Genomic DNA, 17087 nt, shown 5'->3' with positions numbered 1-17087 from the left:
ATGGGGTCTTGTGTCGTCTTGCCCGTCAGGGGACGGGTCCTGTCCCCTGACGCTACCTCCCGGCCACGCCCCCGTCCCGTGGGGGCCGTTCTGTGTGCCGGTATCGTTGCTGACGGTCGGCCCCTTCGTAGAGTTCCCCGTATCGGGGGGCGCGATTCGTTCGTACGACCACACAAAGACGTACAGCAACGCGAGAAAGAGACCCGCCGTGGCCTCCCCGCCCCCCTCCGCCCGACCGGCCCGCCTCGTGGTCCTGGTCTCCGGCTCCGGAACGAATCTCCAGGCCCTGCTCGACGCGATCGCCGACGACCCTCAGGGCTTCGGCGCCCGTATCGTCGCCGTCGGCGCCGACCGGGACGGGATCGCCGGTCTGGAGCGCGCCGAGCGCGCCGGGCTGCCCACCTTTGTGTGCCGGGTCAAGGACTACGAGACGCGCGACGCGTGGGACACCGCGCTCACCGAGGCCACCGCCGCGTACGAACCGGATCTCGTCGTCTCGGCCGGTTTCATGAAGATCGTGGGGAAGGAATTCCTCGCCCGCTTCGGTGGCCGCTGCGTCAATACGCATCCCGCCCTGCTGCCCAGCTTCCCCGGAGCCCACGGAGTGCGCGACGCGCTCGCGTACGGCGCGAAGGTCACCGGATGCACCGTCCACTTCGTCGACGACGGCGTCGACACCGGCCCGATCATCGCGCAGGGCGTGGTCGAGGTACGGGACGAGGACGATGAAGCCGCTCTCCATGAGCGGATCAAGGAAATCGAGCGACGGCTGCTCGTCGAGGTCGTGGGGCGTCTGGCCCGTAACGGCTACCGCATTGAGGGACGAAAGGTAGTTTTCCCGTGACTGTTGAGGCTGCGAAGCGGGCCATCCGGCGAGCGCTGGTCAGTGTTTATGACAAGACGGGTCTTGAGGAGCTCGCCCGCGGGCTGCACGAGGCGGGTGTGGAGCTGGTCTCCACCGGCTCGACCGCCGCGAAGATCGCCGCGGCCGGGGTGCCGGTCACCAAGGTCGAGGAGCTCACCGGCTTCCCCGAGTGCCTGGACGGCCGGGTCAAGACGCTGCACCCGCGCGTGCACGCCGGCATCCTCGCCGACCTGCGGCTCGAGTCGCACCGCGAGCAGCTCGCCGAGCTCGGCGTGGAGCCCTTCGATCTCGTGGTCGTCAACCTCTACCCGTTCCGGGAGACCGTCGCCTCGGGCGCCTCTCCCGACGAGTGCGTCGAGCAGATCGACATCGGCGGCCCGTCGATGGTCCGCGCCGCCGCCAAGAACCACCCCTCCGTCGCTGTCGTCACCAGCCCCGCGCGGTACGCGGACGTCCTCGACGCGGTCAAGGAGGGCGGCTTCGACCTGACCGCCCGCAAGCGGCTCGCCGCCGAGGCCTTCCAGCACACCGCCTCGTACGACGTGGCCGTCGCCTCCTGGTTCGCCTCCTCCTACGCGCCCGCCGACGACTCGGTCCTCCCTGACTTCCTCGGCGCGACCTTCGAGCGTACGAACGTGCTTCGCTACGGCGAGAACCCGCACCAGGCCGCGGCGCTGTACTCCAACGGCAACGGGGGCCTGGCCGAGGCGGAGCAGCTGCACGGCAAGGAGATGTCGTACAACAACTACGTCGACACGGAGGCCGCCCGGCGCGCGGCGTACGACCACGACGAGCCCTGTGTCGCGATCATCAAGCACGCCAACCCGTGCGGCATCGCGGTCGGCGCGGATGTCGCCGATGCGCACCGCAAGGCGCACGCCTGCGACCCGCTGTCGGCGTTCGGCGGGGTCATCGCCGTCAACCGGCCGGTCACGGTCGCGCTTGCCGAGCAGGTCGCCGAGATCTTCACCGAGGTCATCGTCGCTCCGGCGTACGAGGACGGCGCGGTCGAGGTGCTGGCCCGCAAGAAGAACATCCGCGTGCTGCGTTGTACGGGCTCCCCGGCGGCCCCCGTCGAACTCCGGCCCATCGAGGGCGGCGCGCTGCTGCAGATCAAGGACCGCCTTCAGGCGGAGGGCGACGACCCGGCGAACTGGACGCTGGCGACGGGTGAGGCGCTGTCGGCGGACGAGCTGGCCGAGCTCGCCTTCGCGTGGAAGGCCTGCCGCGCGGTCAAGTCCAACGCGATCCTGCTCGCCAAGGACAGCGCGTCGGTCGGTGTCGGCATGGGCCAGGTCAACCGCGTCGACTCCGCGAAGCTCGCGGTGGAACGGGCCGGCGCCGAGCGCGCGGAAGGTTCCTACGCCGCGTCGGACGCGTTCTTCCCGTTCCCGGACGGCCTGGAGATCCTGCTGGCCGCGGGCATCAAGGCCGTGGTGCAGCCGGGTGGTTCGGTGCGGGACGAGCTGGTGGTGGAGGCGGCGAAGAAGGCGGGCGTGACGATGTACTTCACGGGCACGCGCCACTTCTTCCACTGAGCAGGAGCTGTACGGCCTGAGGGCAGCACCTCCGCACCCCCGCCCCGGGCGGGGGTGCGGTTCGGTGTCAGCGGCAGTAGCCGACGCCGGAGATCCGGGTGTGCCGGCCACGGCCGTCGGTCTCAGTGCTCCGGCCGAAGAGGCGCGAATGTGCCGGTAGAACGGCCGAAGGCCGTAAACCCGCCGGTCGGCGAGTGTTACGGCCTTCGTGTATTCGGTACGTGTGTGGTGCCAAGTACCTCAGTAACGCGGGCGGTTGAACCAGGCAGACGCCTGCGAGTTCACCATCGCGCCGAGGATGATGCCGCCGATGGCGAGGGTGACGAGGCCGCCGACCACGCCGCTGGCCTGGCCGGACGCGAAGTTGGCGAGGGATCCGAGGATCATCAGCGATGCGTACACGATCGTGATGACGCGGATGGCGGTGCCGCCGGTGGAGAACTTCACCCCGAGGAAGATCGCCAGGCCCGCGAAGGCCAGCAGGATGATGACCACGATAAAGCCGAGACCGGCCAGGCCAGTTGCTGCGTCCGAGTCGACCGCGTCCGAGGCAGCCGCGATGGCGATGGCCGCGATGATTCCGACGAGGACCTGCAGACCGCCAATGATGTACAGGAGGACGCGGGCCGCAGTCATCAGACCGGGCATGGACGTCGGGGCGCCGCCGTAGGGCTGCACCGGCGGGGCCTGCGGGTAGCCGTATGCCGGCTGCTGCGGCTGGCCGTAGCCCGGCTGCTGCGGCTGGCCCTGCTGGGGGTAGCCGTAGCCCGGCTGCTGCGGCTGGCCCTGCGGCTGGCCGTAGGGGTTGTTCGGGTCGCCGAAGCTCATGGCGGGATTCCTCCGTTGAAAATGCGGGGACGATGCGGTCCGAGCGGAGGAACGTCACGAGATCAGCGGTTTGCCCCCCAACACTGCCGCGGTACTGCGCGGCTCATCGTGGTATTAACGTCGACTTTTTGTCCAGTCGGGATCCGTATGTGTTGTGCAAGTGCAACCTCAGGTTCCCTTGCGGCGGGCCGGGAGTGAGCGTGAAGACGCCGCGATCGGCACGTGACGGCGGCCCGAATTGGAACCCGGGCGGGTCCATCCGCGAGGATGGGTCCATGACCGCCCAGATTCTCGATGGCAAGGCCACCGCAGCCGCGATCAAGTCCGACCTGACCGCCCGCGTGGCGGCGCTCAAGGAGCGGGGCATCACCCCGGGCCTTGGGACCCTGCTCGTCGGGGACGACCCGGGCAGCCGTTGGTACGTCAGCGGCAAGCACCGCGACTGCGCGCAGGTCGGCATCGCCTCGATCCAGCGCGAACTGCCCGACACCGCCACGCAGGAAGAGATCGAGGCGGTCGTACGGGAACTCAACGACAACCCCGAGTGCACGGGCTACATCGTCCAGCTGCCGCTCCCCAAGGGCATCGACGCCAACCGCGTCCTGGAGCTGATGGACCCGGCCAAGGACGCGGACGGGCTGCACCCGATGAGCCTCGGCAAGCTGGTGCTCGGTGTGGATGGCCCGCTGCCGTGCACTCCGTACGGCATCGTCCAGCTGCTCCGGCACCACGGCGTCGAGATCAACGGCGCGAATGTGGTGGTCGTGGGCCGCGGGATCACCATCGGGCGGCCGATGCCGCTGGTGCTGACCCGTAAGTCCGAGAACGCGACGGTGACGCAGTGCCACACCGGTACGCGCGATCTGTCCGCGCATCTGCGGCAGGCGGACATCATCGTGGCCGCGGCCGGTGTCCCGCACCTGGTCAAGCCGGAGGACGTCAAGCCGGGCGCGGCCGTACTCGACGTCGGCGTCAGCCGCGACGAGAACGGCAAGATCGTCGGGGACGTCCACCCGGGCGTCGCCGAGGTGGCCGGCTGGGTCGCCCCGAACCCGGGCGGCGTGGGCCCGATGACCCGCGCGCAGCTGCTGGTCAACGTGGTCGAGGCGGCGGAGCGCGCAGCGGTCGCCGCCGCGGGCTGACCGGGAAGGCTGAGCCCATGGGTGTACGCACGAACGACGGAGCCGACGCGGCGGAGCCGCGGGGCGCGGGCGCGAGCCCGAACGGGGCGGGGACCGGTGGCGACGCGGCGGCCGCGGCGGCCGCCCGGAAGAGGGCGTCCACCGCGGAGGACAAGCCGTCCCGGCCGGGTGCCGCTGACGCCAACGGCGCCGCCCGGAAGCCGGTGGCCGATGCGGCCGGTGGCGGGACTGGCGGCGACGAGGGTGCCGCGCCGAAGTCCGCGGCCGACGACGCCGGTGCTCCTGCCGAGGACGGCGAGTCCGCTGCGGCGGTCCGCTCTCGTTCCGGCGACCGGGACTCGGGTGCCGCTGACGCCAACGGCGCCGCCCGGAAGCCGGTGGCCGATGCGGCCGGTGGCGGGACTGGCGGCGACGAGGATGCCGCGCTGAAGTCCGCGGACGGCGCCGTCGACAGCGGACCCCGTCCGGAAGCCGACGCCACCTCCCCGAAGCCGGAGACCCCGGACACCGCTGCCGCCGCCGTGATCGCCGACGCCGTCCACCCCCGCCACGCCGGTCCGGACGACACCGGCCCGGACGCCGACGCCGCCTCCGCGACGGCGGCCGACAGTCAAGGGGCCGGCCCCGGCGCCGGGAAGACGCCCTCCCGTCGGCCCCCCTCCCTCACCCGGGACACCGCCCGGCCCGAGGGTGGTGGACGGGCCGCGCCCGGGGACGCTTCCGCGCCCGCTCGGCAGTGGCCCCTGCTCACCGTCCTCGCCCTCGCAGGCGTCGGCCTGGTGATCGTCGGCAGCGATGCCTTCGCCGACGCCTTCCGGGTGGGCACCATCCTGATCGGCGTGGCCCTGCTCACCGGTGCGGTCATGCGCCGCACCCTGCCCTCCGTCGGCATGCTCGCGGTGCGCTCGCGCTTCACGGACATGGTCACGTACGGGCTGCTCGGCACCCTGATCGTGCTGCTCGCGCTCGTGACGCAGCCGAAGCCGTGGCTCGACGTCCCGTTCCTCGAGGACGCCGTCCACTTCACCGTCCGTTAGTCCCGACGTTTGGTCCCGACGTTCGAGTATCTTGATGACGAGATATCTGGAGTATCTTGATGACGAGATATATCGGCGGAGTCTGAGACCGCGACATCACTGACTTCGCCGACCCCAGCCGAAGCGCGTGAGAGGGACGTTCCACGTCATGGCCAAGATCAAGGTAGCCAACCCGGTCGTCGAGCTCGATGGCGACGAGATGACCCGCATCATCTGGTCCTTCATCAAGGACAAACTGATCCTGCCGTACCTCGATGTCGAGCTGAAGTACTTCGACCTGGGCATCGAGCACCGCGACGCCACCAACGACCAGGTGACCGTCGACGCCGCCAAGGCCATCAAGGAGCACGGCGTCGGCGTCAAGTGCGCCACGATCACGCCGGATGAGGCGCGGGTCGACGAGTTCAACCTCAAGGCGATGTACCGCTCGCCGAACGGCACCATCCGCAACATCCTCGGCGGCGTCATCTTCCGTGAGCCGATCATCATGGAGAACGTGCCGCGGCTCGTCCCGGGCTGGACCAAGCCGATCGTCGTCGGCCGTCACGCCTTCGGCGACCAGTACCGCGCCACCGACCTGAAGGTCCCGGGCCCGGGCACCCTCACCATGACCTTCACCCCGAAGGACGGCTCCGATCCGATCGAGCTCGAGGTCCACGAGTTCCCGGGCTCCGGTGTCGCCCTCAGCATGTACAACCACGACGAGTCGATCCGCGACTTCGCGCGCGCCTCGTTCCGGTACGGCCTGGCCCGTGAGTATCCGGTCTACATGTCCACGAAGAACACGATCCTCAAGAAGTACGACGGTCGCTTCAAGGACATCTTCCAGGAGATCTTCGACGCCGAGTTCAAGGCCGAGTTCGACGCCAAGGGCCTCACCTACGAGCACCGCTTGATCGACGACATGGTCGCCTCGGCGCTCAAGTGGGAGGGCGGCTATGTCTGGGCCTGCAAAAACTACGACGGCGACGTCCAGTCCGACATCGTCGCGCAGGGCTTCGGCTCGCTCGGCCTGATGACCTCGGTCCTGATGTCCCCCGACGGCAAGACCATCGAGGCCGAGGCGGCGCACGGCACGGTCACCCGCCACTACCGCCAGCACCAGCAGGGCAAGGCGACTTCGACCAACCCGATCGCCTCGATCTTCGCCTGGACCCGTGGTCTCGCCCACCGCGGCAAGCTGGACGGCACTCCCGAGGTCACCAGGTTCGCCGAGACGCTCGAGCAGGTCTGCATCGAGACCGTCGAGGGCGGCCAGATGACCAAGGACCTGGCGCTGCTCATCTCCAAGGACGCCCCGTGGCTGACCACGGAGCAGTTCCTGGACGCGCTCGACGCCAACCTGCAGAAGAAGATGGCGTCCGTCTGAGTCAACCGGCACCGAACGACCGACAGCGCCCGTCCTCTCCCCCGAGGGAGGACGGGCGCCGTCGTGCTTCAAGAGTCATGGACGCGCCAACCGCGTTCAAGGGACGCCTGGTGCCTGTGGCATGGAAGTGACCATTCCGCCACGGTGTGATCGTTGGGCTACGGATGCGAGACTGAAGCGGCAGCCGGGGCGGGGCGCGCAGGGGGGCGCACCAACTGTCCCGAATGCTCCCGTGCACTCCAAATACAGGAACTGACATCCTGGCTCTGCGCATCCCACTGGGTAGTCCGGAACACGGACGCCCGAAGGGCACGGCACGGGGTCGGGACAGCGCGGGGCACATCAGGAACGTTCGGGGGACAAGGGGGGGCAATGCCTCGTTGGAAGGCACTACCGGAGGAGCTGGACCCGCAGGTCCGGGAGTTCACCAGCCAGCTCCGTCGGCTCGTCGACCGCAGCGGGCTGAACCTCGCCGCGGTCGCGGACCGTACCGGGTACAGCAAGACGTCGTGGGAGCGGTATCTGAACGGCCGGCTGCTCGCGCCCAAGGGCGCGATCGTGGCGCTGGCCGAGGTGACCGGTACGAACACGCTCCATCTCACCACCATGTGGGAGCTGGCGGAGCGCGCCTGGAGCCGCTCCGAGATGCGCCACGACATGACCATGGAAGCGATACGGATCTCCCAGGCGCGGGCGGCGCTCGGTGAGTTCGGCCCTGCCCCCGCGGGCACCGCGAACAGCCGCTCGGGGGGTCGCACGGCCGCGCCCGCGGAGCCCGCCGGACCGGAGGCCGGGGCGTTCAGGACCGATGAGCAGCGCCGTCCGCGCGTACCGGTGCAGCCCGGCCCGGACCACCAGGGTTCGCCCGGTCACCAGGGCCCGCCGATGTCACCGCCGACCGCACCTTCCGGCCCCACCGCCTCCCCCGACCAGGGACGTGGAAAGCGCAAAGTCACCATGTTCCTGGCCGGCGTGGTCGGCGCGCTGCTGGTGATAGCCGCGGCCGTGCTCCTGACCGACCTCGGCGGTGACGGCGACGGCGGCAAGAGCGCGGCCAAGACGCCGTCGGCCACGCCGACGACCAGCAGCCCGCCGCTGCCGGCCGGTGTGAAGTGCAGTGGCAAGGACTGCACGGGTCAGGACCCGGAGGCCATGGGCTGCGGCGGACAGCTCGCCAAGACCGTCTCCAGCGCGACTGTCGGCAAGGCCCGGGTCGAGGTCCGGTACAGCAAGACCTGCCAGGCGGCCTGGGCCCGGATCACTCAGGCGGCCCCCGGCGACACGGTGCAGATAAGCGTGGGCGGCAAGGGCGCGCAGAACGGCCTGGTGAACGCGGACAACGACGCGTACACCCCCATGACCGCGGCGGCGGCGCCGGCCGAGGTGAAGGCGTGCGCGACGCTGAAGACGGGGACGACGGGCTGCACCGGGCAGCAGTGAGCGCAGCGGTGGGCCTTGGGTGGGCCATGGGTGAGCGGTGCGTGAGCCGCGCGTGAGCCGCGCGTGAGCCGCGCCACAAGGGGGCGGGGAATGCCGGGGTCGCGGGTCGGATAGCCTGACGCTGGATGTCTCTTCACGTCAAGATTCAGAAGACGCGCGCGAAGGGGTGTCCAGCACCAGGGGCAGGGACCCCCACCGCCAGCTGTCTTACGGAGATCGCCATGACCCGCACTCCCGTGAATGTCACCGTGACCGGCGCGGCCGGCCAGATCGGCTACGCGCTGCTCTTCCGCATCGCCTCCGGCCACCTGCTCGGCGCGGACGTGCCGGTCAAGCTTCGTCTCCTCGAGATCCCGCAGGGCCTGAAGGCCGCCGAGGGCACCGCGATGGAGCTCGAGGACTGCGCCTTCCCGCTGCTGAGCGGCATTGAGATCACGGACGACCCGAACGTCGCCTTCGACGGGGCCAACGTGGCCCTGCTGGTCGGCGCCCGTCCGCGTACGAAGGGCATGGAGCGCGGCGACCTCCTCTCCGCCAACGGCGGCATCTTCAAGCCGCAGGGCAAGGCCATCAACGACAACGCCGCGGACGACATCAAGGTCCTCGTCGTCGGCAACCCGGCCAACACCAACGCGCTCATCGCGCAGGCCGCGGCCCCGGACGTACCGGCCGAGCGCTTCACCGCGATGACCCGCCTCGACCACAACCGCGCGATCTCCCAGCTCGCGAAGAAGACCGGCGCCCCGGTCTCCGAGATCCGCCGCCTCACGATCTGGGGCAACCACTCCGCGACCCAGTACCCGGACATCTTCCACGCCGAGGTGGCGGGCAAGAACGCCGCGGAGGTCGTGAACGACGAGAAGTGGCTCGCCGACACCTTCATCCCGACCGTCGCCAAGCGCGGCGCCGCGATTATCGAGGCCCGTGGCGCGTCCTCGGCCGCCTCGGCCGCGAACGCCGCGATCGACCACGTCCACACCTGGGTCAACGGCACCGCGGAGGGCGACTGGACCTCCATGGGCATCCCGTCGGACGGCTCCTACGGCGTCCCGGAGGGCCTGATCTCGTCGTTCCCCGTCACCACGAAGGACGGCACGTACGAGATCGTCCAGGGCCTGGACATCAACGACTTCTCGCGTGCGCGCATCGACGCGTCGGTGAAGGAGCTGGAGGAGGAGCGCGCGGCGGTCCGCGAGCTCGGCCTCATCTGATCCGTACGCCTCACGTACGTACGCACCGCCCCCGGCAGCCGACAGGCCGCCGGGGGCGTTTGTCATGCCGGTGGAACCGACCATGTGGAACTGACCTCCCCGGACAGGAGGAGCTGGATGCGGTCGGCTCGACCTGCCGCTGGTCCGACGGGTACACCCACGACTTCGTGCCCGCGTTCGTGAATCCGGCGATCACCGTGCTGCTGTCCCTCGCGGTGATCGCGGCCGGTGTCGCCCTCGGTCACGCCGGGGCCGCGCGGGATGCGGCCCGACGGAGTTGATGCGGCCGGAGTGCGCCTGCCCCGCCGGGGCAAAGTGATACGGGTAACTTTGAGACACCCAATGCGCATGCTTTCCGAACCCTGGGGCAGGGGACCCGACCGCCGGATATCACCGGTGTGGAACGTATCGGGAACGGAAGGCAAAACGCGACGTGTCGGCACAACAGACCATCCACGTGGGCGGAGAGTGGCGCGCAGCCGTATCCGGCGCCACGCGCGAGATAATCGACCCCGCTGACGCGACCGTCTTCGCCGTCGTGGCGGAGGGCGGGACCGAGGACACCGACGCCGCGATCGCCGCCGCGCGTACCGCGTTCGACCAGGGCGAGTGGCCCCGCACCCCCGTCGCCGAGCGTGCCGCGCTGCTGCGGCGCGTCGCCGAGTTGCTCCAGCGCGACCGCGAAGAGATCGGTCTGCTGGAGAGCCGGGACGCCGGAAAGACCCTTGAAGAAGGGCGTGTCGACGTCGACTGCGTGAGCGACGCCTTCCGTTACTTCGCCGACCTCGTCATGAACGAGAGCGGCGGGAGAGTGGTGGACGCCGGTTCGCCGGACATCCACAGTGTGGTGGTGCATGAGCCCGTCGGGGTGTGTGCGCTGATCACGCCCTGGAACTACCCGCTCCTGCAAGCGAGCTGGAAGATTGCCCCGGCGCTGGCCGCAGGCAATACCTTTGTGATCAAGCCCAGCGAGATCACCCCGCTGACCACCGTCGCGCTCATCGAGCTGCTTGTCGAGGCCGGACTGCCCGTCGGCGTCGCGAACATCGTCACCGGCGCCGGCGACCCCGTCGGGGCCCGGCTGGCCGAGCACCCCGATGTGGATCTCGTGTCCTTCACCGGCGGACTGTCCAGCGGTACGAAGGTGATGCGCACCGCCGCCGACAGCGTCAAGAAGGTCGCCCTCGAACTCGGCGGCAAGAACCCCAACGTCGTCTTCGCCGATGCGTGCGGGACGGAAGAGGGCTTCGACACGGCCGTCGATCAGGCGCTCAACGCGGCGTTCATTCACAGCGGGCAGGTCTGTTCCGCCGGGTCGCGGCTCATCATCGAGGAGTCGCTGCGCGAGCGCTTCGTCGGCGAACTCGCCCGCCGCGCCGAGAAGATCCGCCTCGGACGAGGCACCGAGAAGGGCGTGGAGTGCGGCCCCCTCGTCTCTCGGCAGCAGCTCGCCAAGACCGAGGAGTACGTGGCCTCCGCCCTGGCGGAGGGCGCGGTGCTGCGGGCCGGTGGAGCGAGGCCGGAAGGGGAGGGGTACGAGGGGTACTTCTACCGGCCCACCGTGCTCGACCAGTGCCACCGCGACATGCGCGTCGTACGCGAAGAGATCTTCGGCCCCGTCCTGACCGTCGAGACCTTCCGTACGGAGGACGAGGCCGTCGCCCTCGCCAACGACACCGAGTACGGGCTCGCCGGTGCCGTATGGACCGCCGACCCGGGCCGGGCGCGGCGCGTCGCCGGGCGGCTGCGGCACGGGACCGTCTGGATCAATGACTTCCACCCCTATCTGCCACAGGCCGAGTGGGGCGGATTCGGGAAGAGCGGCATCGGCCGTGAACTCGGGCCCGCCGGCCTCGCCGAGTACCGCGAGGCCAAGCACATCTACCAGAACCTCGCCCCGCGTCCCGTGCGCTGGTTCGCGGGCTGAGCAGGGGTACGCAGAAATGACGCAGCAGAACATGACCACGTACGACTATGTCGTCGTCGGCGGCGGCACCGCGGGATCCGTGATCGCCTCCCGGCTCACCGAGAACCCGGACATCACCGTCGCCGTCATCGAGGGCGGACCGAGCGATGTCGACCGCCCCGAAGTCCTCACCCTGCGGCGCTGGATGGGGCTCCTCGGCGGCGAGCTCGACTACGACTACCCGACCACCGAGCAGCCTCGCGGCAACTCCCACATCCGGCACAGCCGCGCCCGGGTGCTCGGCGGCTGCTCCTCCCACAACACCCTCATCGCCTTCCGGCCGCTGCCGTCCGACTGGGACGAGTGGGCGGCGGCCGGCGCCGAGGGCTGGGACGCCGCCGCGATGGACCCGTACTTCGACCGGCTGCTGAACAACATCGTCCCCGTCGACGAGGCGGACCGTAACGCCATCGCCCGTGACTTCGTCGACGCGGCCCAGGCGGCGGTGGCCGTCCCGCGCGTCGAGGGCTTCAACAAGAAGCCGTTCCACGAAGGCGTCGGCTTCTTCGACCTCGCGTACCACCCGGAGAACAACAAGCGGTCCTCCGCCTCGGTCGCGTATCTGCACCCGTTCCTGGACCGCCCGAACCTGCATATCGCCCTGGAGACCTGGGCGTACAAGCTGGAGCTGGACGGCACACGCGCGACCGGGGTGCATGTCCGTACGAAGGACGGCGAGGAGCAGTTCGTCGAGGCGCGGCACGAAGTCCTGGTCTGCGCCGGCGCGGTGGACACTCCGCGGCTGCTGCTGCACTCCGGCATCGGGCCGCGCGCCGATCTGGAGCGCCTCGGCATCCCCGTCGTACACGATCTGCCGGGCGTCGGCGAGAACCTGCTCGACCACCCGGAATCGGTGATCGTCTGGGAGACGCACGAGCCGATCCCCGAGAACTCGGCGATGGACAGCGACGCGGGCCTCTTCGTACGGCGGGATCCGGACGCACAAGGGCCCGACCTGATGTTCCACTTCTACCAAATACCGTTCACCGACAACCCGGAGCGGCTCGGCTATCAGCGGCCCGCGCACGGGGTGTCGCTGACGCCGAACATCCCCAAGCCGCGCAGTCGCGGCCGGCTGTATCTGACCAGCGCGGATCCGGATGTAAAGCCTGCGTTGGACTTCCGTTACTTCACTGATGAGGACGACTACGACGGTCGTACGCTCGTCGACGGCATCAAGATCGCCCGCGAGATAGCCAAGGCCGAACCGCTGGCCGGCTGGCTGAAAAGGGAGGTCTGCCCGGGGCCCGAGGTCACCTCCGACGAGGCGATCGGGGAGTACGCGCGGAAGGTCGCGCACACGGTGTACCACCCCGCAGGCACCTGCCGAATGGGTGCCGCCACTGATGAACTTGCCGTAGTTTCCCCGGACTTGACGGTCAGGGGTCTCGACGGCATCCGTATCGCGGACGCGTCCGTATTCCCGACGATGCCCGCCGTGAACCCGATGATCGGGGTCCTGATGGTCGGAGAGAAGTGCGCGGAGCTGCTGTCCGCGGCTTCCGAGGAGAGGGGCGTGACCCGATGAAGTCCGAGACCGAGTCCGAGACCGGCACCAAGGCCGGGACCAAGGCGGAGACCAAGGCCGGGACCAAGGCCGGGACCAAGGCCGAGCCCGGCGCGGAGACGAAGGGTGCGGAGGTGACCGAGGAGGCCGCTTCCGACGCCGGTCAGCCACCCGTCTTCTCCGTACGCGACCTGTGGAAGGTCTTCGGTCCGAAGGCCGGCCGCATCCCCGGCGACGCCGAACTCGGTGCGCTCTCCCCGGTCGAGCTGCGCGAGCGCACCGGCTGCACCGCCGCCGTACGCGATGTCTCCTTCGATGTGCGCAAGGGCGAGGTCTTCGTCGTCATGGGCCTCTCCGGCTCCGGCAAGTCGACGCTCGTACGCTGTCTGACCCGGCTGATCGAGCCCACATCCGGGTCGATCGCCATCGACGGCGAGGACGTGCTGTCCATGGACACGGCGCGGCTGCGCGAACTGCGCCGCCACCGTGCGTCCATGGTCTTCCAGCACTTCGGCCTGCTGCCGCACCGTTCCGTGCTCGACAACGTCGCGTACGGCCTCGAGATCCAGGGCATGGGCAAGACCGCCCGCCGTTCCCGGGCCGCGGACGTCATCGCCAAGGTGGGCCTCGAGGGCCTCGAGCACCGCCGTCCCGGACAGCTCTCGGGCGGTCAGCAGCAGCGGGTCGGGCTTGCCCGTGCGCTCGCAGTCGACCCCGAAGTGCTGCTCTTCGACGAGCCGTTCAGCGCGCTCGACCCGCTGATCCGCCGCGATATGCAGGAGGAGGTCATCCGGCTGCACCGCGAGGAAGGCCGGACGATGATCTTCATTACGCACGATCTGAGCGAGGCGCTGAAGCTCGGCGACCGTATCGCGCTGATGCGGGACGGCCGGATCGTTCAGCTGGGCACGCCGGAGGAGATCGTGGGCTCGCCCGCCGACGACTATGTACGGGACTTCGTCCGCGATGTACCGCGCGAGCAGGTCATGACGGTGCGTACGGCCATGCGCCCCGCGGACGCCGGCGAGGCCGAGAGCGGACCGGCGCTCGCCGCCGACGCGACCGTCTTCGAGGCGATCGAGGCGGTCGCCCGCAGCGGCCGGACCGCGCGTGTCGTGCAGGACGGGCGGTGCCTGGGGGTCGTCGACCACCGCGGGCTGCTGGATGTCGTGGCCGGCCTCGACCGTGGTGCCGATACGGACAAGGCGGTCGTCGCATGACGGCCGTCGTCACCGCCCCCGCCAAGGAGGCGGCCGCACCCGAACGCACCCTCCGGACCCTGCTGCGCCACCGCGTCAAGGGCAAGCTCCTGCTGCTCGCCGTCGCCGCGCTGGTGCTGATACCTGTCGGCATCGCGCTGTGGGGCAGCGGCAGCTGGCCCGGCGGGCTGACCATCGACGTCTCCGGGCCGCTTGACGACGCCAACCAGTGGGTCATCGACAACCGCGAGACCCACCCTCTTTTCCTCTACTTCCTGCTCCACTTCTCCAACACCGCCGTGGAAGCCGTCGACGGGGTCTACCGGTTCCTGGACGCCATGGGCTGGCCGGGTGTCCTGGCCGCCGGTGTGCTGTTCGCCTGGCGGGCCGCCGGGCTCGGGCGGCGCGGGGTCAAGGTCGCGGCGACCGCGTTCGGGGCGTTCGCCGTGTGCGGGCTGCTCGGGATGTGGGACGCCACGCTGCTCACCATCGCGCTGATGGTCGTCGCGGTGGCCGTCGCCGCGCTGCTCGGCGTACTGATCGGTCTGGCGGCCGGGCTGTCCGACCGTTTCGACCGGGCGCTGCGGCCGGTGCTGGACACCATGCAGGTGCTGCCCGCCTTCGCGTATCTGCTCCCCTTCGTGCTGGTCTTCGGCACTGGCACGCCCGCCGCGCTCTTCTGCACGGTGATCTACGCAGCCCCGCCGATGGCCCGTCTCACGGCACTCGGACTGCGCGGCGCCGACCCCGCCGTGCTCGAGGCCTCCGCGTCGCTCGGCGCGAGCGGCTGGCAGCGGCTGCGAACGGCGAGGCTGCCGCTCGCCCGCAAGCAGATGCTCCTCGGCCTCAACCAGACGATCATGATGGCTCTCTCGATGGTCGTCATCGCGGCCCTCGTCGGCGCCGGCGGACTCGGCGAGGAGGTGTACTCGGCCCTCTCCACCGTCGACGTCGGCAAGGCGCTCGCCGCCGGCATCCCGATCGTGCTGATCGCGATCTGGCTGGACCGTACGACGGCGGCGGCAGGCGACCGTATCGGCGAGAGCGCGCCGGGCGGCGGCCTGCTGCACGGCCGGTCCGCGTGGGCGCTGGTGTTCGCCGGTGTCGTCGCCGCGGAGGCGGGGCGGCTGGCGGTCGGCAAGGCCTGGCCGGAGGGCTGGACGTACGACATCTCCACGCCCGTCAACAAGGCCCAGGACTGGATCACCGAGAACCTCTCCTCCGGCGTCCCGGTCCTCGGCGGTACGGAGGTGTGGTCGGAGCACTTCACGCTCTGGATCCTCAACCCCCTGCGCGACACCCTGCTCTGGCTGCCGTGGTGGTCCGTACTGCTGCTGGTGGCCGCCGTGGCCTGGCTGGTCGGCACCTGGGCGACGGCGCTGACCGCCACGGTCTCGATGGCGGCGATCGGCGTACTGGGGGTCTGGGCGAAGTCGCTCGACACGCTCTCGCAGGTGCTCGCGGCGCTTGTCCTGACGCTCTTCCTGGGTGTCCTCGCGGGCATCTTCTGCGCGCGGGCCGGACGTCTGGAGCGCTGGTTGCGGCCCGTGCTCGACGCCATGCAGACCATGCCGCAGTTCGTGTATCTCATCCCGGTGGTCGCGCTGTTCGGCGTCACCCGCGCCTCGGCGATCATCGCGGCTGTCGTCTATGCGCTGCCCGCCGTCGTACGCATCACGACGCAGGGTCTGCGCGAGGTCGAACCGGCCGCGCTGGAGGCTTCCCGCTCGCTCGGCGCGTCGACCCGGCAGCAACTCCTCCAGGTGCAGCTGCCGCTTGCCCGCCCGGCGCTCCAGCTCGCCGTCAACCAGGGTGTCGTGCTGGTCCTCGCCGTGGTTGTCGTCGGCGGCCTGGTCGGCGGCGGCGCGCTCGGCTACGACGTCGTGAAGGGCCTCTCCCGGGGCGAGATGGGCATCGGGATGACAGCCGGAGTCGCGATCGTCTGCCTCGGTCTCGTACTGGACCGGATCACGCAGTCCACCACCCGCAAGACCGACTGAACCCGTCCCTCCATGCACAGGAGCACCATGCGCACCCTCCGTACCACCACCGCTGTTGTCAGTGCCCTCGGAATCCTCACTCTCAGCGCGTGCGGCGCTGCCGACACCGGCAAGAAGGACGCGGTGGGCGGCAAGAAGTCCGTGACGCTGACCGTCCCGTCCTGGGTCGGCGCCCAGGCCAACACTGCCGTCGCCGGTTACATCCTGAAGAAGGAGCTGGGCTACACCGTCAAGACCCAGCAGATGGGCGAGGTACTCGCCTGGGACGCGCTCTCCAAGGGCGACATCGACGCGATCATGGAGGACTGGGGTCACCCCAAGGAGGAGAAGCAGTACGTCGCGACGAAGAAGACCGTCGTCAAGGGCGGCGACCTCGGCGTCACCGGTCACATCGGCTGGTTCGTGCCGAAGTACTACGCGGACAAGAACCCCGATGTCACGGACGCCAAGAACCTCAACAAGTACGCCGAGGACTTCAAGACCGCGGAGAGCGGTGGCAAGGGCGAGATCCTCGAGGGGTCGCCGGACTACGTCACCAACGACGACGCACTCATCAAGAACCTGAAGCTGGACCTCAAGACCACCTACTCGGGCTCCGAGGCCGCGCAGATCACCGCGATGAAGAAGTACGCCAAGGAGAAGAAGCCCTTCCTGACGTACTGGTGGACCCCGCAGTGGCTGAACGCCCAGATCGACATGGTCGAGGTCAAGCTGCCGGAGTACAAGGCGGGTTGTGACGCGGACCCGAAGAAGATCGCCTGCGCCTACCCGAACACGCCGCTGCAGAAGTACTTCAACGCCGACTTCGCCAAGAACGGCGGCGAGGCTGCGGAGTTCCTGAGGAACTTCAAGTGGACGACCGCGCAGCAGAACGAGGTCGCGCTGATGATCGCCGGCGAGAAGATGTCGCCGGAGGCGGCGGCCGAGAAGTGGGTCAAGGCGAACGAGTCGACGTGGAAGGCCTGGCTCCCGAAGAAGTAGCCTC

At 69.6% G+C, this 17087-nt stretch carries 13 protein-coding genes; 12 read left to right on the top strand and 1 reads right to left on the bottom strand.

From position 1 onward, the window contains the following. The first annotated feature begins 208 nt into the window (after window positions 1–208). The gene (gene purN, locus ACFWDI_RS14820) at window positions 209–844 is read left to right on the top strand and encodes a phosphoribosylglycinamide formyltransferase (protein WP_385303986.1); all 636 of its coding nucleotides are present in this window, start codon (window positions 209–211) and stop codon (window positions 842–844) included. Continuing rightward, window positions 841–2403, top strand: a complete 1563-nt coding sequence (gene purH / locus ACFWDI_RS14815; protein ID WP_385303983.1) for a bifunctional phosphoribosylaminoimidazolecarboxamide formyltransferase/IMP cyclohydrolase — start codon at window positions 841–843, stop codon at window positions 2401–2403. Before purN ends, purH begins: the two co-directional genes overlap by 4 nt. 240 nt (window positions 2404–2643) lie before the next feature. Here the strand turns inward: purH and ACFWDI_RS14810 are convergent, their stop codons facing one another. Further along, on the bottom strand, window positions 2644–3231 hold the full coding sequence (locus ACFWDI_RS14810) for a hypothetical protein (protein WP_385303981.1): 588 nt from the start codon (window positions 3229–3231) through the stop codon (window positions 2644–2646). Between the two features lie 275 nt (window positions 3232–3506). Here ACFWDI_RS14810 and ACFWDI_RS14805 point away from each other — a divergent pair, with 275 nt between their 5' ends. The 10 genes from ACFWDI_RS14805 to ACFWDI_RS14760 all read left to right on the top strand — a co-directional run bounded on the left by ACFWDI_RS14805 (window position 3507) and on the right by ACFWDI_RS14760 (window position 17083). Then, window positions 3507–4373, top strand: coding sequence for a bifunctional methylenetetrahydrofolate dehydrogenase/methenyltetrahydrofolate cyclohydrolase (locus ACFWDI_RS14805; protein ID WP_385303978.1), 867 nt, complete (start codon window positions 3507–3509; stop codon window positions 4371–4373). A 17-nt stretch (window positions 4374–4390) separates the two neighbouring features. Continuing rightward, the gene (locus ACFWDI_RS14800) at window positions 4391–5410 is read left to right on the top strand and encodes a DUF3017 domain-containing protein (protein WP_385303976.1); all 1020 of its coding nucleotides are present in this window, start codon (window positions 4391–4393) and stop codon (window positions 5408–5410) included. Window positions 5411–5558: 148 nt separating this feature from the next. Then, window positions 5559–6779, top strand: a complete 1221-nt coding sequence (locus tag ACFWDI_RS14795) for an NADP-dependent isocitrate dehydrogenase (protein WP_385303975.1) — start codon at window positions 5559–5561, stop codon at window positions 6777–6779. A gap of 372 nt (window positions 6780–7151) precedes the next feature. Further along, the gene (locus ACFWDI_RS14790; protein WP_385303972.1) at window positions 7152–8219 is read left to right on the top strand and encodes a DUF2690 domain-containing protein; all 1068 of its coding nucleotides are present in this window, start codon (window positions 7152–7154) and stop codon (window positions 8217–8219) included. 221 nt (window positions 8220–8440) lie between these two features. After that, complete coding sequence (locus ACFWDI_RS14785) at window positions 8441–9430, top strand: malate dehydrogenase (protein ID WP_385303971.1); 990 nt, start codon at window positions 8441–8443, stop codon at window positions 9428–9430. Window positions 9431–9863: 433 nt separating this feature from the next. Further along, on the top strand, window positions 9864–11357 hold the full coding sequence (locus ACFWDI_RS14780) for an aldehyde dehydrogenase family protein (RefSeq protein WP_385303969.1): 1494 nt from the start codon (window positions 9864–9866) through the stop codon (window positions 11355–11357). A gap of 16 nt (window positions 11358–11373) precedes the next feature. Beyond that, on the top strand, window positions 11374–12924 hold the full coding sequence (locus ACFWDI_RS14775; RefSeq protein ID WP_385303968.1) for a GMC family oxidoreductase: 1551 nt from the start codon (window positions 11374–11376) through the stop codon (window positions 12922–12924). Continuing rightward, a complete protein-coding gene (locus tag ACFWDI_RS14770) occupies window positions 12921–14123 on the top strand; it encodes a glycine betaine/L-proline ABC transporter ATP-binding protein (RefSeq protein ID WP_385303966.1) in 1203 nt (400 codons plus the stop codon). The genes ACFWDI_RS14775 and ACFWDI_RS14770 overlap by 4 nt, the downstream gene beginning before the upstream one ends. Next, on the top strand, window positions 14120–16102 hold the full coding sequence (locus ACFWDI_RS14765; RefSeq protein ID WP_385303964.1) for an ABC transporter permease: 1983 nt from the start codon (window positions 14120–14122) through the stop codon (window positions 16100–16102). Before ACFWDI_RS14770 ends, ACFWDI_RS14765 begins: the two co-directional genes overlap by 4 nt. 27 nt (window positions 16103–16129) lie before the next feature. Then, window positions 16130–17083 carry a glycine betaine ABC transporter substrate-binding protein gene (locus tag ACFWDI_RS14760; protein WP_385303961.1) on the top strand — a complete coding sequence of 318 codons (954 nt, stop codon included), beginning with the start codon at window positions 16130–16132 and terminating at the stop codon, window positions 17081–17083. Window positions 17084–17087: the final 4 nt, after the last annotated feature.

This window comes from Streptomyces sp. NPDC060064, from assembly GCF_042736455.1.
GTDB lineage: Bacteria > Actinomycetota > Actinomycetes > Streptomycetales > Streptomycetaceae > Streptomyces.
Note: the sequence above shows the minus strand (reverse complement) of the source record. Positions and strands in the feature narration are given on the sequence as shown.